Raw genomic sequence first — 22923 nt, forward strand, 5'->3', positions numbered from 1 at the left:
GAGCAACTGTATGTCCGCCGCCGTCTGCAGGCATGACTTCTTGCACATCGGCTAGAAACACCGGGAATGAGCCTGTACGACGGCCAGCGCCGATGGCGGGCATTTCTACGCACGGCCATGCCTGTGCCACGCGGTAGCAGGCCATGCCCTGTATGCCCCCAGGTTATACGCAGGTGACAAGCATTCATCGTGGCGAGCGCAACAAATGGGGGAGCTCCCTCTGGCTGCCGTCCCTGTCTGTGCTTGATCATGCGGCAGAGCCTTGTCATTGGCATGACGTCCCACCCATGGTTCGAGGGCGCCGCCGCAGCGGCGCCGAAGCAAGTCTTAGGAGAAGCACCGTGAAACTGAATCAACTCGCACGCAGTCTTGCGCTGGTCGGCATCGGTGCCCAGGCGCTGGGCATGGCCTGGGCCCAGAACACACCCGTCCAGCGGGTTGATCGCGTAGAGATCACCGGCTCCAGCATCAAGCGAATCGCCTCAGAGGGTGCACTGCCGGTGCAGTCGATCACCAAGGAGGAGATCCGGCGGGCAGGCATCTCCAGCGCCGAGCAGCTGATGGAGTCGCTGGCGATCAGCGGCACGGGTCTGGACAACATGGCCTCGCAGGTCGGCATCATGTCGACCGCCGAGCGTGGCAACAACGGCGTGGCAAGCGCCAATCTGCGCGGACTGGGCGCCGGTTCGACGCTGGTGCTACTGAACGGCCGCCGCGTCACGGTGCACGGCCTCAAGGGCGGCGCGGTGGACCTGAACTCCATCCCGATGGCGGCGGTGGAGCGGGTCGAAATTCTGACCGACGGCGCCTCGGCCATCTACGGCACCGATGCCATCGGCGGCGTCATCAACTTCATCCTGCGCAAGAACTACAGCGGCGCAGAGGTGAACCTGTTCACCGACCAGCCCACCGAGGGCGGTGGCGCCATCACCACGGTGTCACTGCTGGGCGGCGCGGGCGATCTGACACGCGACCGCTTCAATGTGCTGGTCAATCTGGCCTTCGACGACCAGGCCAAGCTGATGCCGGGTCAGCGTGACTTCGTCAACGGCTACCAGCCCTCGCGCGGCATCGCCCCTGAGACCATAGGCACGCCCTTCGCCTCCCAAGTGGTCGGCGTTGGCAGCGCGCTGCAGAACTTCACGCTGGCCGGCAGCGGCCCCAACAACAAGAACACCGCGAACCTGCTGAGCCTGCAGGGCAAGTGCAACAGCGTGCCAGGCATGGAGCAATACCGCGCCGACCTCTGGACCAGCATCGTCAGCCGCACTCACGGTTGCACCTATGACTACAACGGCGCCGCCGTGCTGATCCAGCCGGTCCAGCGCCAGAACCTGGTGTCGCGCGCGATGTTCGCGATCGACGCCGACACCAACCTGATCGCCGAATTCGTTGGCTCGCGCACCACGTCGCGCAAGGAATTCGAGCCGATGCAGATCAACAACTCGACCTCGATCTGGCGCAACTCCAACGGTGGCCAAGGCGCCTACTACCCGGTCGGTGGCCCCTACTATCAGGACCTGACCGGCCTGGTGCCGGGCTTCGACAAGACCAAGGGCATCGCTTACTCCTGGCGCTGCGTCGACTGCGGCAACCGCATCATCGAGACCGTGTCCGATGCCAGTCGTCTGCTGGTGGGCCTGGAGGGCAGCCTGAGGGGCTGGGACTACAAGCTGGGACTGTCGCGTGCCGAGAGCGAGGCCTCATCCAAGCTGGGCGGCGGCTACTTCTACACCGACAAGATGGCCGCCGCACTGCGCAGCGGCAAGGTCAACCCCTGGCTTCTGCCAGGCCAGTCGCAGACCGCCGAAGCCATGGCCTTGCTGAGCGGCGCCAGCGCAGACGGCGTCACGCTGTATGGCGGCAAGTCCAAGCTGACCCAGATCGACGGCACGCTCAGCGGTGAAGTCTTGCAGCTGCCGACCGGCCCGGTGGGCGCGGCGGTGGGCTTTGATCTGCGCCGCGAGACCTATGTTTTCAACGGCGACGGCAACCTCTCCAACAGCATCTTCAACGTGCCGGCCGACGGCTCGATCAAGCCCGGCCAGCGCGACATCAAGGCCGTGTTTGCCGAGGTGGCCGTGCCGATCTTCAAGAGCCTGGAAGCCACGCTGGCGCTGCGCCATGACAAGTACAGCGACTTCGGCGGCACCACCAACCCCAAGCTGGCGCTGCGCTACCAGCCGCTCAAGTCCCTGATGTTCCGCGGTTCCTACAACGAGGGCTTCCGCGCGCCCAGCTTCAACCAGCTGAACAGCCCGATCTTGCTGTCGCAAACCAGCACCGACCGGGTCGACCCTGTGCTGTGCCCCCAGAACCCGGGCAACCCGCTGTACTGCACGGCCAAGCGCTACGAGGTCATCGCCGGCGGCAACCCCAATCTGAAGCCGGAGACGGCCAAGATGTGGACCCTTGGCACGGTCTTCGAGCCGACCGACTGGATCAGCGCAAGCGCCGACTTCTGGAAGGTCGAGCGGCTGGGCCGCATCCTGGCTCTGACCGACACCATCATCATGAACAACCCGTCGCAGTTCCCGAACAGCTTCCTGCGCAATCCGGACGGGACGCTGGCAGCGATCCGGTCCGGCCTGACCAATGCCGCTGGCGACATCGCCCAGGGCGTGGACCTGGCGGTGACGCTGCGCGGCTCGCTGGCCGACGGCCGCTGGACCGCCAAGATCGGCGGCACTTACATGGACAGCTACAAGACCCGCGTGCTGGAAAGCCAGCCCTATGTCGAACAGGTCGGCAAGTTCAGCTCCCGCGATCTGTACATGCGCTGGAAGCATTCGGCCAGCCTGAGCTACAGCCGTGGCCCCTGGAGCGGCACGCTGTCCCAGACCTACTCCTCAGGCTACCTGGATGACACCTCTGGCCGCACCATGCCCGCCACCTTCGAGCCCAAGGTCAAGGCCTACCTGCGCCACAACATCTCGGTCAGCTACACAGGCTTCGAGGACACCACCTTCACCGTGGGCATGAAGAACATCTTCAACCGCGAGCCTTCGTTCTCTGCTCATCACCCGGACGATGTCGCCGGCGCCGGCTGGGATGCACGCGTGGGCGACCCGCGTGGCCGTGCCATCACTGTCTCGGTGAACCACAAGTTCTTCTGAAGCCAAGTACTGCGTGCGAAGCCCCACCCGCGTCAGCTGGTGGGGCTTCGCCCATTTCGGCGCAACCCGGTGATTCCAGCGGCGGGGTGCGCCGGAGCCTCGAAAGTCAGACAACCCGGGCGCACCACCGGCCCCATTGAAGGCCGAACTTGCCGGGCACAGAATTCCATGAAGTTATCCGTCATGCCCAAGCATTCATTGGCCGCTCGGCGAGGCGCTGCCTAGAGTGCACGCTCCACCCTCGCCGAGCCTGCTGGTCCATGAATCTGCCGACCGAGACACCCAGCGCACGCCACGCACAGCTGGACACCTACGACAGCGCCGCCCTGGTACAGGCCCTGGTCGATGATCAGGCCGATGCGCTGCGTGCGGTGCAAGCCGCAGCCCCGCAACTCGCCCAGGTGGTCGACGCGGCGCTGCCGCGCTTGCAGGCCGGCGGCCGGCTGCTCTATGTCGGTGCCGGCACCTCCGGGCGGCTGGGCCTGCTGGACAGCGTGGAGCTCTTCCCCACCTTCAGCTGGCCGCCCGAGCGCGCGCGCGCCGCGCTCGCCGGCGGCGCGCCGGCACTGTTCCAGGCAGTCGAGGGCGCCGAGGACGACGCCCTGCAGGGCGAGCAGGACCTGCTGGCCCTGGCACCGCAGGCGCAGGACGTGGTGCTGGCGCTGGCCGCCAGCGGTGCCACGCCCTATGTGCTGGGCGCCATCCGGGCCGCCCGCGCGCAGGGCGCGATGACGGTGGGCCTGGCCAACAACCCCGGCACGCCCGTGCTGGAGCAGGCCGAGTTCGGCGTGCTGCTGGACAGCGGGCCCGAGCTGATCTCGGGCAGCACCCGGCTCAAGGCCGGCACCGCGCAGAAGATCGCCCTCAACGCGATCAGCAGCGCGCTGATGGTGCGGCTGCACAAGGTCTACGGCAATCTGATGGTCGATGTGAAGGCCACCAATGCCAAGCTGCGCCGCCGCGCGCTCGCGCTGGCCGTGCGCGCCTCGGGCGCCCCGGAAAGCGCCGCCCAAGCCGCGCTCGAGGCCGCCGAGGGCCAGGTGAAGCTCGCCATCCTGATGCTGCGCCTCGGGCTGGATGCGGCCAGCGCCCGTGCGCGACTGGCCGCCTGCCAGGACGATCTGCGCGCCGCGCTGCAGGGCGGATGAGGACCTCGCCCCGGGCCTTGCCGCAGCGCAGCTGAGCTGCCACGGCGACTTGGCCATCGCCTACAGTGCCGGCTTCAATATCGTGAAAGGTCCGACGCGATGACATGCACCCGGCTGGATTTCGAAGGGGTCTGGCGCGAATGAGGCTCAGGCATATCGAGGTCTTCCACGCCATCATGCAGGCCGGCTCGATCAGCGGCGCCGCGCACATCCTGCATATCTCGCAACCGGCGGTCACCAAGGTGCTGCAGCATGCCGAGCTGCAGCTGGGCATGCCGCTGTTCGACCGCGTGCGCGGCAAGCTCTATCCCACACCCGAGGCGCAGCGGCTGTTCGTCGAGATCGACAAGCTCAACCGCGACCTGGTGGCGATCCGCCGCCTCGCAGCCAGCCTGCGCGCCGGCGAGACCGAGCAGCTGCGCGTGATGGCCACGCCGACGCTGGGCGCCTCGGTGCTGCCGGCGGCGATGACGCTGTGGTCCAAGGCCTTTCCCAAGGGCCGTTGCCAGCTCTCCACCCACCACACGCGCGAGATCGTCAGCAGCCTGCTGCTCGGCGAAGCCGACCTGGCGCTCTCGCTGCAGGACCCGCGCCACCCCAATATCCGCGCCGAGGTGCTGGCCAGCGGCGACATGATGGCGCTGTGCCCGCTGGGCAGCCCCGAGGCACTAGAGGACGGGCCGCTGCCGCTGGCCGACATCCAGACCGAGCTCATCGCCATGGCCGAGGACGATCCGCTGGGCAACCAGGTGATGAACGCCTTCGAGGCGCTGGACATGCATCCGACCATACGGCTCACCGTGCAGACCTACCAGCTGGCCCGCTCGCTGGTCGAGGCCGGCCTGGGCTTGAGCATCGTCGATCCCTTCACCGCCACCTCGGCCGATCTGACGCGCGTGCGCGTGCGTCCGGTGCAGCCGGCGGTGCCCGTCAACCTGGTGCTGCTGACCGCGGCCAACGCACCGCTGCCGCAGGCCGGCCGCCGGCTGGTGCGCCAGCTCGGCGAAGCCACCCGCGCCAGCCTGGACAAACTGGCCCCATGAGTACTGAATCGCCAGCGGGCGTGCTCTGCGAGGACATCGCCGCCCATCCCGACTTCGTCTCGCTCTGGAGCCTGCCCGGCATCGACGTGGACCTGCGCTACGCGAGCCCGGACAACTTCGTCAGCCGCGATGTCTATGGCGGCCTGGACTGCGCCTACCTCCGCCGTGAAGCGGCGGCGGCGCTGGTGCAGGCGCAGATCTGGCTGCAGGCGCACCGGCCGGGCTGGCGCCTGCGCGTGCTGGACGCACTGCGGCCCCAGCGCGTGCAGGAGGCGCTCTATGCCGAGCTCGACGGCACGCCGCTGGTGCGCTATCTGGCGCACCCCGAGCGCGGCAGCATCCATTCCTTCGGCATGGCCGTCGACGTGACCCTGCTGGACGAGCAGGGCCGCGAGCTGGACATGGGCGCGGGCTTCGACGAGATGCACGAGCGCTCGCACCCGGAGTTCGAGGCCGAGCTGCTGGCACAGGGCCTGCTGGAGCCCGCGCATCTGGTGCACCGCGGCTGGCTGCGCGCGGCCATGCGCCACGCGGGCTTCCATGGCATCAACACCGAATGGTGGCACTTCGACTTCGGCGACCGCGTCGCGGTCCGGCGCGAGCTGCCGCGGGTGCTGTGATCCACCACACCCACCTCCGCAAGGATCCATCGATGACCGACATGAACCGCAGACAGCTGGCGCGAGCCATCGGCATCGGCGCCCTGACGGGCGGCGTGCACACCGCCACGTCCTCCGCGCCCGGCAGACCGTCCGTGCTGCTGCCGCGCCGCCTGCAAGCGGGCGACACGGTGGGGTTGGTGGCGCCAGCGCATGCGGTGCACGAGCGCGCGCCTATCACCTATGCCACCGAGGCCCTGCAGGCGCTGGGCTTCAAGGTCAAGGAGAGCCCGGGGCTGCGCGCACGCCGCGGCCAGTTCGCCGGCACGCCGGCGCAGCGTGCCGAGGACCTCAATGCGATGTTCGCCGACGACGGCGTGGCCGGCATCCTGGCGCTCACCGGGGGCTCGGGCTGCAACCACATCGTCGACAGGCTGGACTACGCGCAGATCCGCCGCACCCCCAAGTTCCTGGGCGGCTTCTCGGACCTGACCAGCCTGATCAACGCCATCCACCAGCAGACCGGGCTGGTGACCTTCCACGCGCCGGTGGCGGTCTCGGAGTGGAACAGCTTCAGCGTCGCGCACTTCAAGGCCGTGGTGATGGAGGCCCAGGCCCCGCTGCTGCGCAATCCGCAAGGCGAGCAGGGCGACAAGCTGGTGCAGACCCAGGACCGCACCAGCACGCTGCGTGGCGGCCGCGCGCGGGGGCGCCTGGTGGGCGGCAATCTGGCGGTGCTGGCCTCGCTGGCCGGCACGCCCTACTTTCCCGACTGCCGCGGTGCGATCCTGTTTCTGGAAGACATCAACGAGTACATCTACCGCGTGGACCGCATGCTCAGCACGCTGCGGCTGACTGGCGCACTGAGCCAGCTCGCCGGCGTGGTGCTGGGGCAGTTCACCAAGTGCGAACCCGGCGACGGCTTCGGCTCGCTGACGCTCGACGAGGTGTTCGACGACTACTTCCTGCCGCTGGGCGTGCCCGTCTATCGCGGCGCGATGATCGGCCACATCCGCCGCAAGTTCACCATCCCGGTGGGCACACTGGCCGAGATCGACGCCGACGCCGGCACGCTGCAGCTGCTGGAGCCCTCGGTGCGCTGAGCGTCCGTGCCTGCACGCCGCCATGCATGAATCTGCACCACCTGGTGAGGTGCGCCACGGCGTGCGCGCGTTGTCCTGAGCTGGCGTCGGCAAGTCCGCGCAGGACTCGCCGACAGCTGACTCAACCCAGCAGCTTGCGCGCGATCAGATCCTTCATGATCTCGTTGGTGCCGCCGTAGATCTTCTGCACGCGCGAGTCGGCATACAGGCGCGCGATCGGGTACTCGGCCATATAGCCGTAGCCGCCGAAGAGCTGCAGGCACTCGTCCATCACCTTGCACTGCTGCTCGGTGGTCCACCACTTGGCCATATAGGCGGCCTCGTCGTCCAGCGTGCCGTCGAGCAGGCGCTGCACGCAGTCGTTGACGAAGCTGCGCACCACATGCGCCAGCGTCGCGCACTCGGCCAGCTTGAAGCGGGTGTTCTGGAAGCTCGCCACCGACTGGCCGAAGGCCTGGCGCTGCGTGGTGTACTCGACTGTCAGCTCGACCGCGCGCTCGATCGTCGCGGCCGCGGGCACGGCCAGCAGCATGCGCTCGTAGGGCAGCTGGCTCATCAGCTGCTTGAAGCCCTGGCCCTCCTGGCCGCCGAGCAGATGGCTCGCCGGCACGCGCACGCCCTGGAAGGACAGCTCGGCCGTGTCCGAGGCATGCTGGCCCAGCTTCTCCAGCCGGCGGCCCACCGCGAAGCCGGGCAGGTTCTCGGTCTCCAGCACGATCAGCGAGACGCCGCGGCTGCCGGCCTCGCCGGTGCGCAGCGCGACGACCAGCAGATTGGCGGTGAAGCCGTTGGTGATGAAGGTCTTGGCGCCGTCGATGACGTACTCGTCGCCTTCGCGGCGTGCGCGGGTGCGCATGGACTTCAGGTCCGAGCCGCAGCCCGGCTCGGTCATCGCGATGCCGGCCAGCATCTCGCCGCTGGCCAGCTTAGGCAGCCAGCGGCGCTTCTGCTCGTCGGTGCCGTAGTCGAGGATGTAGTGCGCGGCGATGGTGTGCACGGCCGTGTTGGCCGGCACCTCGGCGCGGGCCAGCTCGTCCTGCACCACCAGCTGGTAGGCCAGATTGGCGCCGGCGCCGCCCCATTCTTCGTCGAGCTCGGGCAGCATGAAGCCCAGCTCGCCGAAAGGCCGCCAGGCCTCGCGCGGGATATAGCCCTGGCGGCGCCAGCCGTCCAGCTGCGGCGCCAGCTCGGCCGTCACATAGCGGCGCAACTGATCGCGGAAAGCCTCGATCTGCTCGTCCATCCAGGGATGGCGATGCAGGCGGGGCAGGATGTTGTCGATACTGCTGCTAACGCTCATGCTCAGATCCCCGTCAGGCCGCCGGTGCACAGCAGGGTCTGGCCGCTGATGTAGTCGGACTCGGGCGTGCACAGCAGGTAGACCGCGCCGGCCGCTTCCTCGGGCGTGCCGCCACGGCCCAGCGGGATGGTCTTTTCCATCATCGCCAGCAGGTCGGGGTTGACGCCCAGCTTGATGTCGCGGCCGTCGATGTTTGCGCTGCCCTCGCCGGCGGCGGTTTCGGTCAGGCGCGTCTTGATCAGGCCGAAGGCCACGCAGTTGACCGTCACGTTCATGCGGCCCCATTCCTTGGCCAATGTCTGCGTCAGGCCCATGATGCCGGCCTTGGCCGACGAGTAGTTGCTCTGGCCCGCATTGCCGAACACGCCGGCAACCGAGGAGATGTTCACCACCTTGCGCACCACGCGCTGGCCGGCTTCCTTCTCGGCCTTGGCCATCTTGCTGATCACCGGCTGCGCGGCGCGCAGGATGCGGAAGGGCGCGGTCAGGTGGCAGTCGATCATCGCGTACCACTGCTCGTCGCTCATCTTCTGGATCACGCTGTCCCAGGTGTAGCCGGCGTTGTTGACGATGATGTCCAGGCCCTGGAAGCTGCCGACCGCGGTGCCGACGATGCGCTCGGCGAAGTCCGGCGCGGTGACGCTGCCGGCACAGGCCACGGCCTGGCCGCCGGCGGCGGTGATCTCGGCCACCACCTCGGCGGCGGGCGCGGCGTCGAGGTCGTTGATGACCAGGCGCGCGCCTTCGCTGGCGAGCTTAAGCGCGATGGCGCGGCCGATGCCGCGGCCCGAGCCGGTGACGATGGCGACCTTGCCTTCGAGTTTGCGGGTCATGGGGTGTTCTCCTGAAAGCTGTTGTGGATTCGTTCTTAGGGCAGCGCGACGAGCGCCTCGCCGGCTATTTTTGCTTGGCCGTACTGGTTGACGCTGGAAAGCTCGATGCGCACGCAGCGCTCGCCACCATGGTCTGCGAGCTTCTCGACGATGCGGCCGCTGCAGAGCATCGCGTTGCCCAGGTGTGTGATGCCCTGGAAGCGCGCGTCGAAGCGGCGCAGCTGCGCCTGCGGCGCCCAGCCGGTCAGCAGCCGGCCCAGCCAGGCCATGCCCAACATGCCCTGCGCGAAGACGTCGGGCATGCCGGCGCGGCGGGCCACGTCGATGTCGAGGTGGATGGGGTTGTGGTCGCCCGAGGCGCCGGCAAACAGCGCCAGCATCGTGCGGTCCACCGGCGGCAGCTGCAGCGCCGGCAGCTCGTCGCCGACCTGGACGCTGTCGAAGCTGGGAGTCTGAGTCTTGCTCATGGGGTGCAGCGCTCCTCGTTCAGTGGCGGCAGACCAGTACCGCGCGCAGCTCGGCGACCAGCTCGCCACGCTGGTTGCTGGCGCGCGAGGTCTTGACGACGAATTCCAGCGCACCGTTCTTCTTGTCGTAGATGTCGTCGATGGTCGAGCGCACGGTGATGGTGTCGCCCACGCAGGCCGGCCGGTGGTAGACGAAGCCCTGCTCGCCATGCAGCAGCTTGGCGATCGGGATCTCCAGCTGGTCGAGCAGCTTGAAGACCACGCCCGAATCCAGTTCGGCCGCGAACAGAAAAGTCGGCGGCGCCGGCAGGTCCGCATAACCCGCCGCCTGGGCGGCCTGCACATCGGTGTAGACCGGGTCGGTCTCGCCGATGGCCTTGGCGAAGAACTGCAACCGGCTGCGCTCGATGGGCAGCACCGAGGCGCTCAGCTCGTAGCCGATCCACTTCTTGTCGATCATGGCTCAATGCTCCTCGCTCAGACCTTCTCGTACAGTGTCACCACGCAGGCGCCGCCCAGGCCCAGGTTGTGCTGCAGCGCCAGGCGCGCGCCCTCGACCTGTCGCTTGGCCGCGGTGCCGCGCAGCTGCTGGACCAGCTCGGTGCACTGCGCCAGGCCGGTGGCGCCCAGCGGGTGGCCCTTGCTGAGCAGGCCGCCGGAAGGATTTGTGACGACACGGCCGCCGTAAGTGTTGTCGCCGTCGACGACGAACTTCTCCGCGCCGCCGATCGGGCACAGGCCCAGCGCCTCGTAGGTGATCAGCTCGTTGTGCGCGAAGCAGTCGTGCAGCTCCACCACATCCAGGTCCTCGGGGCCGATGCCGGCCGCCGCATAGACCTGCTCGGCCGCTTCCTTGGCCATCGTGAAGCCGACCACCTCGCGCATATCGCGCGCCTCGAAGGTGACCGCGCGATCGGTGGTCATCGCCTGCGCCTTGATGCGCACGCCGGGCTTCATGCCGTGGCGGGCGGCGAAGTCTTCCGAGCAGATCAGCGCCGCCGCCGCGCCGCAGGTCGGCGGGCAGGCCATCAGGCGCGTCATCACGCCGGGCCACATCACCGGCGCGTTCATCACGTCCTCTTCGCTGACCACGGTCTTGAACAGCGCCAGCGGGTTGTTCGCCGCATGGCGGCTGGCCTTGGCGCGAATCTTCGCGAAGGTGCTCAGCTGCGTGCCGTACTGCTGCATATGCGCCAGGCCGGCGCCGCCGAAGTAGCGCAACGCCAGCGGGATCTCGGCATGGCCGACCAGCTCGTCGGTGATCTGGTCGAAGCGGTCGAAGGGACTGGGGCGGTCCTTGAACACCGAGCCCAAGGCACCGGGGCTCATCTGCTCGAAGCCCAGCGCCAGCACGCAGTCTGCCGCGCCGCTGGCCACCGCCTGGCGCGCCAGGAACAGCGCGGTGGAGCCGGTGGAGCAGTTGTTGTTGACGTTGACCACCGGGATGCCGCTCATGCCCACCTCGTAGAGCGCGCACTGGCCGGCGGTGCTGTCGCCGTACACATAGCCCACATAGGCCTGCTGCACCTGCTCATAGGAAATGCCGGCATCGGCCAGCGCCAGGCGCGTGGCCTCGGCGGCCATCTGCGGATAGGGCGCGCTGGCGCCCGGCTTGGTGAAGGGGATCATGCCGACGCCGGCGACGAGCACATTGCGACTCATGGTGGGGACTCCTGCTCAGAAGGGAGATGCAGCGCCGGCATGCTAGGCACAAGGCCGCGCCACGGCGATGGCAAAAGGCCGCGGCCGGATGTCATTTCGCGTCGCGCTACAGTGCGGCGCCGTGAGCCCCGACACCGTACCGACCTCTGCCGCGCCAGCGCCCGCGCTGACCGTGGGCATCGAGTTCGCGCACAACCTGCTCTCCGGCCTGCGTGCGCGCGGCATAGACGGCAGCGCGATGCTGCGCGAGGCGGGCATCCCCGAAGAGGCGATCCACCGCCCCGGCGCGCGCATCGCCGCGCGCCAGCTGGCCCAGCTGCTGCGCGTGCTGATCGAGCGCCATGACGACGAGGTGCTGGGCATGCTGTCGCGCCCGTCCAAGCGCGGCTCCTTCGCGCTGCAGGCGCGCTCCGCCCTGTCGGCGCCGACGCTGGAGGTGGCCATCCGCCATATCGCCCATGTGTTCCGCCTGCTGCACGACGACCTCAGCCTGGTGCGCGTCAACGAGGGCAAAGACCTGGCCGGCGTCGCGCTGCAGTTCCACAAGCCGGAGGCCGCTGCCAACCCGAACCTGCACGAGCTGCTGCTGCGCGTGTACTGGCGGCTGTTCGCCTGGCTGGTGGGCGGGCAGCTGCCTGCAGTGCGCTTCGACTTCGCCTACCCGCGCCCGGCCTATGCCGAGGGCTACGGGCCGATCTTTCCGGCGCCTTGGCGCTTCGACGCCGAGCGCAGCGCGATGTGGTTCCAGGCCGAACGCATGCAGCTGCCGGTGTGTCGAGACGAGAGCGCGCTGCGCGCCTTCGTCGCCGACGGTCCGGTGCAGGTGATCCTGCCCAGCCGCGATGCCGGCATCAGCGGTCGCCTGCGCACGCATCTGCAGCGCACGCAGCCGCAGTGGCCCGATCTGGAGCGTTGCGCCGAGGCGCTGCACATGTCGCCCAGCACGATGCAGCGCCGCCTGGCCGCCGAAGGCACCAGCTTCCAGGCGCTGAAGAACCAGCTGCGCCGCGAGGTGGCGATCTACCGCCTGCACACCAGCGAGACGCCGCTGGCTACGCTGGCGGCCGAGCTGGGCTTTGCCGATGCGGCGGCCTTCCAGCGCGCGTTCAAGAGCTGGACCGGCCATCCGCCGGGCAGCTACCGCCGCCTGCGCAGCGGTGGCGGCGGCGCCTGAGGCTCACTCGCGGTAATAGACCAGCTGGTGCGAGCAGGCGAGCAGCTCGCCGCTGGTGCTCCACAGCTCGGCGCTCTGGTCGAAGTAGCCGTTGCGGAAGTTCAGCGCGCGCGCCGTGCCCAGCATGTGGCGCTCGCCCTGCGCGGCGAGCAGGTCGGCATCGGCATGGAAGAACACCGTCAGCGTGACGGTGCCGATCGGCGCCACCGCGCGGCGGCGCAGGAAGATGCGCGGGAAGAAGCAGTCGCTGGCCGCGGCCAGCGACAGGAAGTCCAGCGGACGCGGCGGATCGTCGCGCACCCACAGGCGGTTCACCGAGCTGCTCTGCTGCTGCGCGTCGAAGGGGCCGGGTGCCTCGCCGGGCGCAAAGCGCATGTCGTAATGCTGGGTCCAGGCCGGATGGCCGAGGAAGGGCGAAGGCTGCAGCGTCTCGGCCGCGGGCATGTCGGCGGGCGGCTGGGCCTCGCCGGCCGACCAGGTCTCGCGCCGCGTGGCCAGCACCGCAGTGGCGGTGGCGGCGACGACGCCCTTCTGCGTCAGCGTGACGTTCCAGTGCTGGGTGGAGCGGTTGGTACGCGCCGGCCGCGCCTCGATCTCGAAGCCGCCCTCGGCGATCGGGCCCGCGTAGTTCACCGTCAGCGAGATCGGATCGCCCTGGCGCTGCGGGTGCGACAGCACCGCGTTGAGCAGCGTCGCCGCGGTGATGCCGCCATAGGGGCCGACCATATTGGCGTAGGCCGGATGCGGGGCGCCGCTGAAGCGATCCTCGCCGAGCGCGCTCAGCGCAACGGCAGCGTCGAAGACATGGGACATGCGCGGGATGATGAGGGCTGCAAAGGTGCCTCTATTGTGCCGGCCGCGGCCCGTTCGCGCTCAGGCTGGCGACGACGCTGGCCGCGAGGGTCAGGTTTTGCCCGCGCCGAACTCGTCGCCCAGCTCCTTGGCGCGGCGTGCCGCGGCCAGCACGGCGCGCTGGATCGCCTCGCCCACGCCATCGGCCTGCATGCTGCTGATCGCCGCGTAGGTGGTGCCGCCCTTGGAGGTGACGCGCTCGCGCAGCACGGTCGGCGATTCGCTGGACTGCAGGCCCAGCGCCGCGGCGCCGCCGCAGGTGGCCAGCGCCAGGCGCCGGCCTTGCTCGGCGCTCAGGCCCAGCTGCTGCGCGGCGGCCATCATCGCCTCGACCATGTAGAAGAAATAGGCCGGGCCCGAGCCCGACAGCGCGGTGACCGCATCGAGATCGGCCTCGGCGTCCACCCACAGCGTCTGGCCGGTCGGTGCCAGCACCTGCTCGACCAGCGCCTTGTCATCGGCGGTGACCGCCGCGCGCGCATACAGGCCGGCGATGCCCTGGCCGATCAGCGCCGGCGTGTTGGGCATCGCGCGCACCACCCGCTCGCTGCCGGTGGCGGCGACGATCGCCTCGCTGCGGATGCCGGCCATCACCGACAGCTGCAGCGCGCCGCTCACCGCGCCGGCGCAGGGCGCGGCGGCCTCGGCGAAGAGCTGCGGCTTGACGGCCCAGACCAGCAGCGCAGCCTCGCCCAGTGAGGCATCCGCCGCGGCCAGCAGGCGCAGGCCGGGAAAGTCTGCCGCCAGCTTGGCGCGCTGCGCCTCGAAGGGCTCGACGACGATGATCGATGCGGCAGGACGGCCGGCGCGCAGCAGGCCGCCGATGATGGCGCTGGCCATATTGCCGCCGCCGATAAAGGCGAGAGTGGGTGTGGTGCTCATGATGGGCAGGAGTGTATGAACTGGAAGGAAGGGCGCCGGCCTGTTCAGCCTGGCAGCTCGTCCCAGCGCTCGTGGCGCTCGCGGCGTTCGGCGCGGCAGTTGGTGATCTCCAGGCGCACGCCGTCGGGATCGGTGAAGAAAGTGGCCCAGTAGTCGGGCGCGTAGTCGGGGTAGTGGGCCGCGTCACTGGCGGCGATGCCACGCTGCTGCAGCTGCGCGGCGGCGGCCTGCACGTCGGCGATGCTGTCCACGCGCAGGCAGAAATGGTGCAGGCCCGGTGCGTAGGGCTCGTGCCTCGTCGCCACGCGTGCCGGCCGCAACACATAGCCGAACAGGCGGTTGTAGTACTGCACATGCGCATCGCCGCCGAGGGTGAAACGGTTCTTGCGGAAACCCAGCGTCTCGAGCAGCACGCGGTCGTAGAAGCGCTCGGCCGCGACCATGTCGCTGACCGTGATGTAGATGTGGTCGATGCCGGTGACGTCGGGCATGGTGCGGCGCTCACTGAAAACGATGGCCGTCGCGGCCGGATCCTTGATTGTGCGGGGACGACGCGGCCTCACGCAGACCTAACGACGGCCTAACGCAGCGCCGCCTAGTCTGGGCTTGCCGGCGCCGCTGCCGGCATGCAGACCGGGAGCCTCCGCCATGAACGACTTCTTCCACTGCCGTCGCGCCGCATCCACCGCGCCACTGCTGCTTGCCGGCCTGGCGGTCACACTGGCCGCGCTGCCCATGCCCGCCGCCGCACTGTCCAACTCCGCCAGCGTCAGCATGATGGCCCGCGCTGCCGGCAGCAAGTCGATGACGCAGCCGATCCCCTGGGTCAGCAGCAGCTACCAGGACCAAAAGACCTCCGACGCCTTGGCCCCTGTGGCTGTGGGCGGCATGGCCGAGCAGCACGGCTATTCCGGCCTGCAGGTGGCCGACGGAGGCTTCGGCAACGTCAATGCCAGCGCCTGGTCCACCAATGGCGCGCTGGGCCTGAGCGGCCTGCTGGAGGTGCAGGCCCGCCAGCAGGCGGACGGGTATGCCGCCGGCGAGGCCAGCCTGGTGGCCAAGGCCTACTGGGAGGACCGGCTGAGCTTCTCTGTCGCCAGCTTGCCGGCAGGCACGCTGCTGCGCGTCAGTGGCGCGATGCTGCTCGACGGCTTCGTGTCCAACAGCGGCACGACGATCGATCTGCTCGGCTACGGCACCGGCATGAACTTCAACCAGAACTGGACGCAATGGTCCATGTCCTGCACCCGCGGCAGCAGCAGCTGCAGCTACACCGATGCCAACTACAACAGCGGCAACTGGAACTCGGGCACGCAGCTGGCGCTGCCCTTCGTCTTCTACGTCGCCAACGGCGGCTCGCGCGACGTCACCTACTCGCTGCAGCTGCATATGGGCGCCAGCGTGAATTTCGCGCCCTGCGCCAATCCGGTCGGCGGCGCCTGCACCAACGGCAAATTCGGCGGCAAGGTGGGCGAGCTGGACTTCGGCCACACGCTGGCCTGGGGCGGCTCCACCGTCACCGACGAGTGGGGCAACCCGGTCAGCGGCGTGACGATCAGCAGCCAGAGCGGTTTCGACTACTCGAAGGCCTACGCCGCCGCGGTGCCCGAGCCCTCGCAAGCGGCCACGCTGGCGGCCGGGCTGGCCGTGCTGGCCGGCCTGATCTGGCGCCGCCGCCAGCCCTTGGGCCGCGCCCGGGGCTATGCCTGACCTGCCAGCAGCGCCGCGTTGCCGCCGGCGGCGGCAGTGTTGATGGTCAGCGTCTGCTCGGCGGCGAAGCGGTAGAGCTGCTGCGGCAGCACGGCCTCGTCCGCAGCGATCAGGGGCAGGATAGCGCCGTCGCGTGCCGCCAGGCGTGCCTGCAGCGCCAGCAGCGACGCGGCGGCGCAAGGCTGGCCCAGGCAGACGCCGGCGATGCCCGGCGCCGCCAGCCAGTCTTCGCGCGGGCCGCCCACCAGCTGCGCCAGCCCTTCGGGCAGACCGGCCTGGCGCAGCGCGCGCAGCAGCGGCTCGGCCTGGGCCAGCGCGGCCGCAGAGCCGGCGTGCAGGGCCACGGCATTGCCCGCCAGCACGGCTGCGCCCACGGCGGCCGCAAGGCTGTGTGCCGCGCCCGCCGAGGCGCCGGTCACGCAAAGGAAGACGCCACGACCATGCAGACGCAGCTCGTTGCTCTCGCCGGTGGGGCCGGGCAGCGCGCGCGCCGGCAGCTGCTGCGCGGCCGCCTCGGCCAGCCTCAACAGCTGGGCGCCCGACTGCGCGTCCAGCGCAATCGCGGCGCGCCGCACCACATCGGCACGCTCGGCCGGCGGCAGCTCGGCCCAGGCCTGCTGCGCGCGCAGCAGCGCCGGCATGGCCACGGCCGGGCCCTCGCCCAGCGCCGTGCCGCTCTCGCAGCCGCCGCCCATCTCCACGGCGGCCAAGGCCGGCACCGCAACGAAGCGGCGCAGGTAGAACGGTCCGCCCGCCTTCGGGCCGGTGCCCGACAGGCCCTCGCCGCCGAAGGGCTGCACGCCGACGACCGCGCCGATGATGTTGCGGTTCACATAGACATTGCCGATGCGCGCCTGCGCCGCCAGGCGCTGCGCGCGGCTGTCGATGCGCGTCTGGATGCCGAAGGTCAGGCCGTAGCCCAGCGCGTTGATGCGCTGAACCACCGCGTCAGGTTCGCCGCTCCAGCGCCAGACATGCAGCACCGGGCCGAAGATCTCGCTGCGCAGGTCTTCGGGCTTGTCGATCTCGAAGGCCAGCGGCCGCAGCGTGTGTGCCGGCAGCGTGGCCGCGTCGGCCGGCGTCTCGGCGATCAGGCGGGCCTCGCGGCGCAGGCGCTCGACCTGCGCGGCGATGCCGGCATGCGCCTCGGCGTCGATCAAGGGGCCGACATCGGTGGCCAGCGCGGCGCTGTCGCCCACGCGCAGCTCGCGCATCGCGCCGGCCAGCATCTCGATGAGGCCGTCGGCGATGCTCTCGTGCACGCACAGCAGGCGCAGCGCCGAGCAGCGCTGGCCCGCGCTGCGGAAGGCGCTCTGCACCACCGCATCGACCACCTGCTCGGGCAGCGCGGTGGAGTCGACCAGCATCGCGTTCAGGCCGCCAGTCTCGGCGATCAGTGGCACCGGCGCCGCCTTGGTCTCGGCCAGCGTGCGATGGATGATCTGCGCCACCTGGGTGGAGCCGGTGAAGCACACGCCCGCGGTCAGCGCATGCGCCACCAGCGCGGCGCCCACGGTCTCGCCCGGGCCGTGCAGCAGGGCCAGCACATCAAGCGGCACGCCGGCCTCGTGCAGCAGCGCGACCATGCGCTGTGCGACGAAAGGCGTCTGCTCGGCCGGCTTGGCCGCCACCGCATTGCCAGCCACCAGCGCCGCCACCACCTGGCCGGCGAAGATCGCCAGCGGGAAGTTCCACGGGCTGATGCAGACGAAGACGCCGCGGCCGCGGGCCTCGCTGCCCAGGGCTTCAGCCTGGTCTGCGTAGTAGCGCAGGAAGTCCACCGCCTCGCGCACCTCGGCCACGCAATCGGCCTGGGTCTTGTGCGCCTCCTTGACCAGCAGCGCGCAGAACTCGGGCAGCTGGGCGTCCAGCGCATCGGCGGCGCGGCGCAGCACGGCGGCGCGCTCGCCCACCGGCCGCGCGTTCCAGCCCGCAAAGCCCGCCTGCAGGCGCTGCATCGCGGCATCGATCTCGGCCGGCTGCGCTTGCGGCACCGGCAGGATCTGGCCCTGCGCCAGCGCCTGCTGCAGCGGCGCGCGCTGCGCCGGGTCGGCCAGATCGACGCCGCGCGAATTGGCGCGGCCCGCGCCGGCCGCATCGCGGTACAGGTCTAGCGGCAGCGGCAGCGTGCCCTGCGCCTGCAGTTGCGTCAGCGGCGAGGCCAGCAGCTCCTGCGGCGCCACCGCAGGATCGGCGAGCTGGTGGACGAACGAAGAGTTCGCGCCGTTCTCCAGCAGGCGGCGCACCAGATAGGCGAGCAGGTCGCGGTGCTGGCCCACCGGCGCATAGACGCGCACCGGCAGCGGCAGGCCGTCGGCGCCGGTGGTGCCGGCGTCGGCCATCACCTCGCGATAAACACCCTCGCCCATGCCATGCAGGCGCTGCATCTCGAAAGCCGCGCCGGCCGCCCGGCCCATCTGCACGATGGCGGCGATGGTGCCGGCGTTGTGGCTGGCGAACTGCGGGTAGATCACGTCGGCATGGGCGATCAGGCGCTGCGCGCAGGCCAGATAGGAGACGTCGGTATGCGGCTTGTGCGTGAACACCGGATAGGCGGCCAGGCCCAGCTCCTGCGCGCGCTTGATCTCGCCGTCCCAGTAGGCGCCCTTGACCAGGCGCACCATGAAGCGCAGGCCGTAGCGGCGCGCGATGGCGGCCACTTCGTCCACCACCGCGACGGCGCGCGTCTGGTAGGCCTGCACCGCGAGGCCGAATCCACGCCAGGCCCGCCACTGCGGGTGGGCGGCGATGCGCTCGGCCAGCGCCTCGAACACATCCAGCGAGAGCTCCAGGCGGTCGACCTCCTCGGCATCGATGGTCAGGTTGATATTGGCCTGCGCGGCCTGCTCGACCAGCTGCCACACGCGCGGCAGCAGCTCGGCGAAGACGCGCTCGCGCTGCAGCACCTCGTAGCGCGAGAACAGCGCCGAGAGCTTGATCGAGATGCCGTCGGCGCTCTCCGGCGTGTCGGCGCGCTGCCCGCCGGCGATCGCGGCGATGGCCTGCAGATAGGCGGCGTGGTAGCGCGTGGCATCGGCCTCGGTGCGCGCGCCTTCGCCGAGCATGTCGTAGGAGAAACGCAGCTGGCTTTGCTTGCGGCGCGCCTGCGCGGCCTCATCCATCGCTTCGGCGATGTCGCGGCCGAGCACGAACTGACGGCCCAGCAGCTGGATGGCACGCACCGTGGCCGCCACCACGGTCTGCGCGCCCAGGCGCTTGAACAGGCCGCCCTCGGCGTCGGCCTCGGGCAGGAACTTCTTCGACAAGGCGATCGCGCTGGCCGACAGGCTGGCCAGCATCTTGTGCGGGCCTTCGCCACCCGCCGCATCGAACTCGGCACGGCCCAGCTGGTCGGCGGTCAGCGCGATCGCGGTGGGCACGTCGGGCACGCGCAGCAGCGCTTCGGCCAGACGCATCAGCGCCAGGCCCTCGGCGCTGGTGATCGGGTATTCGCGCAGCAGCGACTCCATCGCCCAGAAGGGCGCGGGCTGCGCGCGCACCCGCTCCACCCAGGGCCCGGCCCGGCGCAGCACCCCGGCCCAGTCCAGGCCCGGCTCGAGCGCCTGCGCCAGCGCCTGCACCAGTGGCGTTTCGTCCCGGTAGGGGCTGGGCAGGCGGGCCTGCTCCGGCAGCAGGGGGAAGGGCAGGGTCGGGCGAGTGCTCATGGCGGCGGCTCCGCGGGTGACTAGTGAATAGCCGGACTGTAGGAATTGCCGTGCCGGATTAAATTCAGAACTTCACCCATCCGACCGAACGATATTCGCCATGCCCAGCCGCAAGCCCGCCACCGCCCCTGCCGCCGCCACCACGCCGGTGCCCGAGGGGCTGGACAAGATCGATGTGCGCATCCTGCGCGCGCTGCAGGCCGATGGCCGCATCTCCAACCTGAAGCTGGCCGAGACTGTGCACCTCTCGCCCACCGCGGTGCTCGAGCGCGTCAAGCGCCTCACCCGCGAGGGCTACATCCTTGGCTACGAGGCGCGGCTCAACCCCGCCAAGCTGGGCGCCAGCATGCTGGTGTTCATCGAAATCCTGCTCGACCGCACGGTGCACGATGTGATGGACAACTTCCGCGCCGCCGTCCAGGCCCGGCCCGAGATCCTGGAATGCCATCTGGTGGCAGGTGGTTTCGACTACCTGCTGAAGACCCGGGTGGCCGACATGGCCCACTACCGCGAGTTCATCGGCAGCGTGATCTGGACCCTGCCCGGCGTGCGCGAAACCCGCACCTATGCGGTGATGGAAGAGGTGAAGAGCACGGCGGCGCTGCCGCTGTGACCGGCGCCCGGGCGGCCAGCCTGGCGGGCGGCGGCGGTGTGGCGGGCGCGGCACAAGCCCCCCTCTTGCGAGGGAGAGGGTTTGCCGCATCCCTCCGCGCCCCTCCGGGCGTGTGATGGAAGGCCGCCCTGCCGTCGCCAAAACTGCAAGCAAGCAAGTCAGCCCGCCCGTCCTTCCTCCAGGAGCCCGCCATGCAAGCCAGCACCGCCCGCCGCAGCCCCATCGCGATCAACCCGCAGCCGCTGCTGTTCGGTGCGCCGGGCGAGTCCAGCTGCGGCTGGTTCGCCTCCAGCGAGGCGCTGCGCACGGGCCTGGCCATCCGCGAGCTGAGCGACGGCGAACTGCTGGCCCTGTGGCTGGACTGCCGCAGCGGCACCGGCTCGGGCAACGGCGAACCGGCGCTGGCGAACTGAGTGAAGCGGCCGGCGAGCGGGTGCTGCGGCCGGCCCGCCCGCACCCGGCTGCCGGCGGAACTGGCGGTCCGGGCCGCCCAGTTCGGTGTTTCCAGGGCCAGGATTCGCGTCAGAATTCACGCCCATGAACGCCAAGCCGGTCATCAGCCGCCACGACCTGGAGCGCCGCCACGCCGCGCTGCAGGACCTGCTGCGCTATCTGGCCGAGCAGGAGCGCGAATTCAATGCGCAGCGCGCCAGCGTGGCGGCCTTTGCCGCCCGCTACCAGGCGGTGCTGGGGCCGCTGTATCAGGAGCTGGAGACGCTGGAGGCCCAGCTGCGCCACACCACCGATGCACTGCTTGGCACGCTGCGCAGCCGCGGTATCGACATCGGCCTGCCGATGGACGGCGGCGGCTCGACCGCGCGCAGCCAGCTGCCCGAGGCGCTGATGCCGCGCATGGCGCAGATGGCCCGGATGGAAGGCCTGCCGCCCGCCACACCGCTGCCCCCGGTGCCGGTGGGCGCCGAGATCAGCCTGTGGGCGCCGCCGACGCTGAAGATGCTGTACCGCCGAGCCGCGATGCGCATCCACCCCGACCGCGCAGCCAGCGATGCCGAACGCGCCGAACGCGAGCAGCTGATGATGGCGGTGAACGCGGCCTATGCAGCCGGCGAGCGCTGGAAGCTGGAAGCGATGCTGCTGGCGGCCGGCGAGGAACCGGCCAAGGTCAGCGGCGGCAACGCCGAGGCCTTGCGCAACTGGCTGGCCCACTGCGAGCAGCTGGTGCAGGACCGGCTGCGCACCGTGCACGACTACCGGGTCGCGCTGGCCAGCACCGGCATGTACAAGCTCTGGCAGACGGTGGCGCAGGCCGAGGCGCGCGGCGTGGACCTGTTCAACACCATGGCCTTCAAGCTGCGCGACCAGATCGTCGAGCGCCGCAAGGAGCTCTACATCGGCACCCGCCTCAAGCCCGAATCCAGCCTGGCCCGCGCCTTCCTGCACCAGCGCGCGGGACGGCTGGGCGGCGTGGGGGCGGCGAGCGGGGCGCATTGAGGGGGCGCGGGCTTGTGCTGGCGGGGCATTCTTCCGCTGGCGTAATGCCTGCCTCTGTCAGGCCCTTTGTGAGGCTATCACCTGGGTTCTGCTGTGCAAGGTCGATATAGGCCCTTGATTTTTATGGACCGCTGCAGCGTATCGCCCGGTTTCTATCACCCGTTAGCGGCAGATTCCTGGCCTGTTGTCCGATAGCCTGGGCCAGACACGGCCGAATACCGGCGCCAACGCTTGTCGCCTTCAAAGCGGACTTCACCACGCGCAATCAAGTCCTCCAGCGCGCGCTTGACTTGTTTGGCGTGAATCTCACCACCGATGCGCTTACGGACGTCGCCAATGGCGGACTTTGGATAGCGCTGTAGGTCTTCCAGCACCAACGCGGCCAAGCGATGCGGCTCAATGCGCTTGAGCGTGGTCTCGCTATTGAAGCTCAAACTGCGCAGCAGCCCCGGGTCGATGAAATAGCGGGTGGCCTGGGTACGGCCGGTGCTCAACACCAGGCGCCAGTCCAGTAGGCGCCTGAGCCAAGGGAGGAGCGCCTCGGCCGATGGAAGTTCGAGCGCCGCAGCCAGTTCTCGAGCAGTCAAGGCATCGTGTTGCGCCAACAAGCCTATGGCAATGCGCTCGCGTTGGGTCAGCTGATAGGCCTGGTCTGCCTTAGCAATGAAGTCGATCACCTCAGGTTTGAGGATGCGGCGGCGCACGGTAACCTGCACACGATCATGGGTCTCGATCAATTCTGGGGCGGGGCGCCCCTGCGAGAGCAGCACTTCAAAGATCTTGTCGAAGCCGCTCCCTTCGCGCTCCATCAACTTCAGGTCGTGGAACAGTCGGGCCAGGTGATCGTTGCGCCGCACCGTGGTGTGCAGGATGTTCTGTGGCGTGACACCCAAAGGCAACGGGCCTGGGTTAACGATATCGAGTCGGTCCGGGTGGAGATTCAGAAAGATGTCGCCTCGCTGCGTGTAGGGGCGGTGCACCAAGGCATTGACCAGCAGTTCCCGCACCACGATTTCGTCGAACGCGGGCACGTTCTGACGGTACAGCCCATCGGGCAATTCGTAGCGCTCTCGAAAATCAGGAACTTCGAGCCAGACTGCCTCGATCAGCTCCATCGGACTATGGGTGTGGTCATCCCAAGCCAGCTTGTTGACTTTCTGGTTCTGCTCGTCGTACTTGATGAACTGGATGACCGGCGCAGTGGTCAGTGAATCGCCCCGGGTTCAGTAGACACCTTCGAGCCTCAAACTGAGGCCCAATCGGAGGTGCCATGCAGAGCAAGCAACCCTACCCAGAAGAATTCA

The 22923-nt window shown here is 69.4% G+C and carries 19 protein-coding genes and 1 pseudogene; 10 read left to right on the forward strand and 10 right to left on the reverse strand.

The window, feature by feature from the left end:
- The first annotated feature begins 341 nt into the window (after positions 1-341).
- The 5 genes from AC2EBS_RS15980 to AC2EBS_RS16000 all read left to right on the forward strand — a co-directional run bounded on the left by AC2EBS_RS15980 (position 342) and on the right by AC2EBS_RS16000 (position 7009).
- Positions 342-3116 carry a TonB-dependent receptor domain-containing protein gene (locus AC2EBS_RS15980; RefSeq protein WP_484729431.1) on the forward strand — a complete coding sequence of 925 codons (2775 nt, stop codon included), beginning with the start codon at positions 342-344 and terminating at the stop codon, positions 3114-3116.
- A gap of 260 nt (positions 3117-3376) precedes the next feature.
- Positions 3377-4264 carry an N-acetylmuramic acid 6-phosphate etherase gene (locus tag AC2EBS_RS15985; RefSeq protein WP_484729432.1) on the forward strand — a complete coding sequence of 296 codons (888 nt, stop codon included), beginning with the start codon at positions 3377-3379 and terminating at the stop codon, positions 4262-4264.
- A gap of 140 nt (positions 4265-4404) precedes the next feature.
- Entirely contained in the window at positions 4405-5307 is a 903-nt protein-coding gene (locus AC2EBS_RS15990; RefSeq protein ID WP_484729433.1) for a LysR family transcriptional regulator, read from the forward strand.
- Positions 5304-5927 (forward strand): M15 family metallopeptidase, encoded by a 624-nt coding sequence (locus AC2EBS_RS15995; RefSeq protein ID WP_484729434.1) that lies wholly within the window; start codon positions 5304-5306, stop codon positions 5925-5927. The genes AC2EBS_RS15990 and AC2EBS_RS15995 overlap by 4 nt, the downstream gene beginning before the upstream one ends.
- Before the next feature lie 41 nt (positions 5928-5968).
- A complete protein-coding gene (locus tag AC2EBS_RS16000) occupies positions 5969-7009 on the forward strand; it encodes a S66 peptidase family protein (RefSeq protein ID WP_484729435.1) in 1041 nt (346 codons plus the stop codon).
- A 121-nt stretch (positions 7010-7130) separates the two neighbouring features.
- Here the strand turns inward: AC2EBS_RS16000 and AC2EBS_RS16005 are convergent, their stop codons facing one another.
- Genes AC2EBS_RS16005 through AC2EBS_RS16025 form a run of 5 tightly spaced genes read right to left on the reverse strand, consistent with a single transcriptional unit; the run spans position 7131 to position 11271 of the window.
- The gene (locus AC2EBS_RS16005; RefSeq protein ID WP_484729436.1) at positions 7131-8309 is read right to left on the reverse strand and encodes an acyl-CoA dehydrogenase family protein; all 1179 of its coding nucleotides are present in this window, start codon (positions 8307-8309) and stop codon (positions 7131-7133) included.
- A 2-nt stretch (positions 8310-8311) separates the two neighbouring features.
- On the reverse strand, positions 8312-9142 hold the full coding sequence (locus AC2EBS_RS16010) for an SDR family NAD(P)-dependent oxidoreductase (RefSeq protein WP_484729437.1): 831 nt from the start codon (positions 9140-9142) through the stop codon (positions 8312-8314).
- A gap of 35 nt (positions 9143-9177) precedes the next feature.
- Entirely contained in the window at positions 9178-9609 is a 432-nt protein-coding gene (locus AC2EBS_RS16015) for a MaoC family dehydratase (protein WP_484729438.1), read from the reverse strand.
- Positions 9610-9628: 19 nt separating this feature from the next.
- A complete protein-coding gene (locus tag AC2EBS_RS16020; protein WP_484729439.1) occupies positions 9629-10069 on the reverse strand; it encodes a MaoC family dehydratase N-terminal domain-containing protein in 441 nt (146 codons plus the stop codon).
- A gap of 17 nt (positions 10070-10086) precedes the next feature.
- Positions 10087-11271 (reverse strand): lipid-transfer protein, encoded by a 1185-nt coding sequence (locus tag AC2EBS_RS16025; protein ID WP_484729440.1) that lies wholly within the window; start codon positions 11269-11271, stop codon positions 10087-10089.
- 121 nt (positions 11272-11392) lie between these two features.
- Here AC2EBS_RS16025 and AC2EBS_RS16030 point away from each other — a divergent pair, with 121 nt between their 5' ends.
- Positions 11393-12445: an AraC family transcriptional regulator gene (locus AC2EBS_RS16030; RefSeq protein WP_484729441.1), complete on the forward strand. Its 1053-nt coding sequence runs from the start codon at positions 11393-11395 to the stop codon at positions 12443-12445.
- A 3-nt stretch (positions 12446-12448) separates the two neighbouring features.
- Here AC2EBS_RS16030 and AC2EBS_RS16035 read toward each other — a convergent pair whose 3' ends face one another.
- The 3 genes from AC2EBS_RS16035 to AC2EBS_RS16045 all read right to left on the reverse strand — a co-directional run bounded on the left by AC2EBS_RS16035 (position 12449) and on the right by AC2EBS_RS16045 (position 14670).
- Positions 12449-13258 (reverse strand): acyl-CoA thioesterase, encoded by an 810-nt coding sequence (locus AC2EBS_RS16035; RefSeq protein ID WP_484729442.1) that lies wholly within the window; start codon positions 13256-13258, stop codon positions 12449-12451.
- 90 nt (positions 13259-13348) lie between these two features.
- On the reverse strand, positions 13349-14179 hold the full coding sequence (gene proC / locus AC2EBS_RS16040) for a pyrroline-5-carboxylate reductase (RefSeq protein ID WP_484729443.1): 831 nt from the start codon (positions 14177-14179) through the stop codon (positions 13349-13351).
- Positions 14180-14223: 44 nt separating this feature from the next.
- On the reverse strand, positions 14224-14670 hold the full coding sequence (locus AC2EBS_RS16045) for a VOC family protein (RefSeq protein ID WP_484729444.1): 447 nt from the start codon (positions 14668-14670) through the stop codon (positions 14224-14226).
- A 157-nt stretch (positions 14671-14827) separates the two neighbouring features.
- On the opposite strand from AC2EBS_RS16045, the gene AC2EBS_RS16050 reads away from it, so the two are divergent.
- Entirely contained in the window at positions 14828-15889 is a 1062-nt protein-coding gene (locus AC2EBS_RS16050) for a hypothetical protein (protein WP_484729445.1), read from the forward strand.
- 719 nt (positions 15890-16608) lie between these two features.
- Here the strand turns inward: AC2EBS_RS16050 and AC2EBS_RS16055 are convergent.
- Positions 16609-19554, reverse strand: a pseudogene (locus AC2EBS_RS16055) (L-glutamate gamma-semialdehyde dehydrogenase); the annotation flags it as partial.
- A gap of 100 nt (positions 19555-19654) precedes the next feature.
- Between AC2EBS_RS16055 and AC2EBS_RS16060 the strand changes: the two are divergent.
- From AC2EBS_RS16060 to AC2EBS_RS16070, 3 genes are all read left to right on the forward strand, one after another.
- Entirely contained in the window at positions 19655-20167 is a 513-nt protein-coding gene (locus tag AC2EBS_RS16060; protein WP_484729446.1) for an Lrp/AsnC ligand binding domain-containing protein, read from the forward strand.
- A 191-nt stretch (positions 20168-20358) separates the two neighbouring features.
- Positions 20359-20580 carry a hypothetical protein gene (locus AC2EBS_RS16065; RefSeq protein WP_484729447.1) on the forward strand — a complete coding sequence of 74 codons (222 nt, stop codon included), beginning with the start codon at positions 20359-20361 and terminating at the stop codon, positions 20578-20580.
- A gap of 124 nt (positions 20581-20704) precedes the next feature.
- Complete coding sequence (locus tag AC2EBS_RS16070; RefSeq protein ID WP_484729448.1) at positions 20705-21619, forward strand: J domain-containing protein; 915 nt, start codon at positions 20705-20707, stop codon at positions 21617-21619.
- A gap of 155 nt (positions 21620-21774) precedes the next feature.
- On the opposite strand, the gene AC2EBS_RS16075 is transcribed toward AC2EBS_RS16070, so the two are convergent.
- Positions 21775-22734 (reverse strand): ATP-binding protein, encoded by a 960-nt coding sequence (locus AC2EBS_RS16075; RefSeq protein ID WP_484729449.1) that lies wholly within the window; start codon positions 22732-22734, stop codon positions 21775-21777.
- Positions 22735-22923 lie beyond the last annotated feature (189 nt).

The organism is Roseateles sp. T103, from assembly GCF_057219915.1.

What these genes read in the sequence shown, in the direction of transcription:
- AC2EBS_RS16015 (WP_484729438.1), bottom strand. Translation starts at nt 9,609, where the DNA reads ATGAGCAAGACTCAGACTCCCAGCTTCGACAGCGTCCAGGTCGGCGAC.
- AC2EBS_RS16035 (WP_484729442.1), bottom strand. Translation starts at nt 13,258, where the DNA reads ATGTCCCATGTCTTCGACGCTGCCGTTGCGCTGAGCGCGCTCGGCGAG.
- AC2EBS_RS16050 (WP_484729445.1), top strand. Translation starts at nt 14,828, where the DNA reads ATGAACGACTTCTTCCACTGCCGTCGCGCCGCATCCACCGCGCCACTG.
- AC2EBS_RS16025 (WP_484729440.1), bottom strand. Translation starts at nt 11,271, where the DNA reads ATGAGTCGCAATGTGCTCGTCGCCGGCGTCGGCATGATCCCCTTCACC.
- AC2EBS_RS16000 (WP_484729435.1), top strand. Translation starts at nt 5,969, where the DNA reads ATGAACCGCAGACAGCTGGCGCGAGCCATCGGCATCGGCGCCCTGACG.
- AC2EBS_RS15995 (WP_484729434.1), top strand. Translation starts at nt 5,304, where the DNA reads ATGAGTACTGAATCGCCAGCGGGCGTGCTCTGCGAGGACATCGCCGCC.
- AC2EBS_RS16065 (WP_484729447.1), top strand. Translation starts at nt 20,359, where the DNA reads ATGCAAGCCAGCACCGCCCGCCGCAGCCCCATCGCGATCAACCCGCAG.
- AC2EBS_RS16070 (WP_484729448.1), top strand. Translation starts at nt 20,705, where the DNA reads ATGAACGCCAAGCCGGTCATCAGCCGCCACGACCTGGAGCGCCGCCAC.
- AC2EBS_RS16005 (WP_484729436.1), bottom strand. Translation starts at nt 8,309, where the DNA reads ATGAGCGTTAGCAGCAGTATCGACAACATCCTGCCCCGCCTGCATCGC.
- AC2EBS_RS16075 (WP_484729449.1), bottom strand. Translation starts at nt 22,734, where the DNA reads ATGGAGCTGATCGAGGCAGTCTGGCTCGAAGTTCCTGATTTTCGAGAG.
- proC (WP_484729443.1), bottom strand. Translation starts at nt 14,179, where the DNA reads ATGAGCACCACACCCACTCTCGCCTTTATCGGCGGCGGCAATATGGCC.
- AC2EBS_RS16020 (WP_484729439.1), bottom strand. Translation starts at nt 10,069, where the DNA reads ATGATCGACAAGAAGTGGATCGGCTACGAGCTGAGCGCCTCGGTGCTG.
- AC2EBS_RS16060 (WP_484729446.1), top strand. Translation starts at nt 19,655, where the DNA reads ATGCCCAGCCGCAAGCCCGCCACCGCCCCTGCCGCCGCCACCACGCCG.
- AC2EBS_RS16045 (WP_484729444.1), bottom strand. Translation starts at nt 14,670, where the DNA reads ATGCCCGACGTCACCGGCATCGACCACATCTACATCACGGTCAGCGAC.
- AC2EBS_RS15990 (WP_484729433.1), top strand. Translation starts at nt 4,405, where the DNA reads ATGAGGCTCAGGCATATCGAGGTCTTCCACGCCATCATGCAGGCCGGC.
- AC2EBS_RS16010 (WP_484729437.1), bottom strand. Translation starts at nt 9,142, where the DNA reads ATGACCCGCAAACTCGAAGGCAAGGTCGCCATCGTCACCGGCTCGGGC.
- AC2EBS_RS15985 (WP_484729432.1), top strand. Translation starts at nt 3,377, where the DNA reads ATGAATCTGCCGACCGAGACACCCAGCGCACGCCACGCACAGCTGGAC.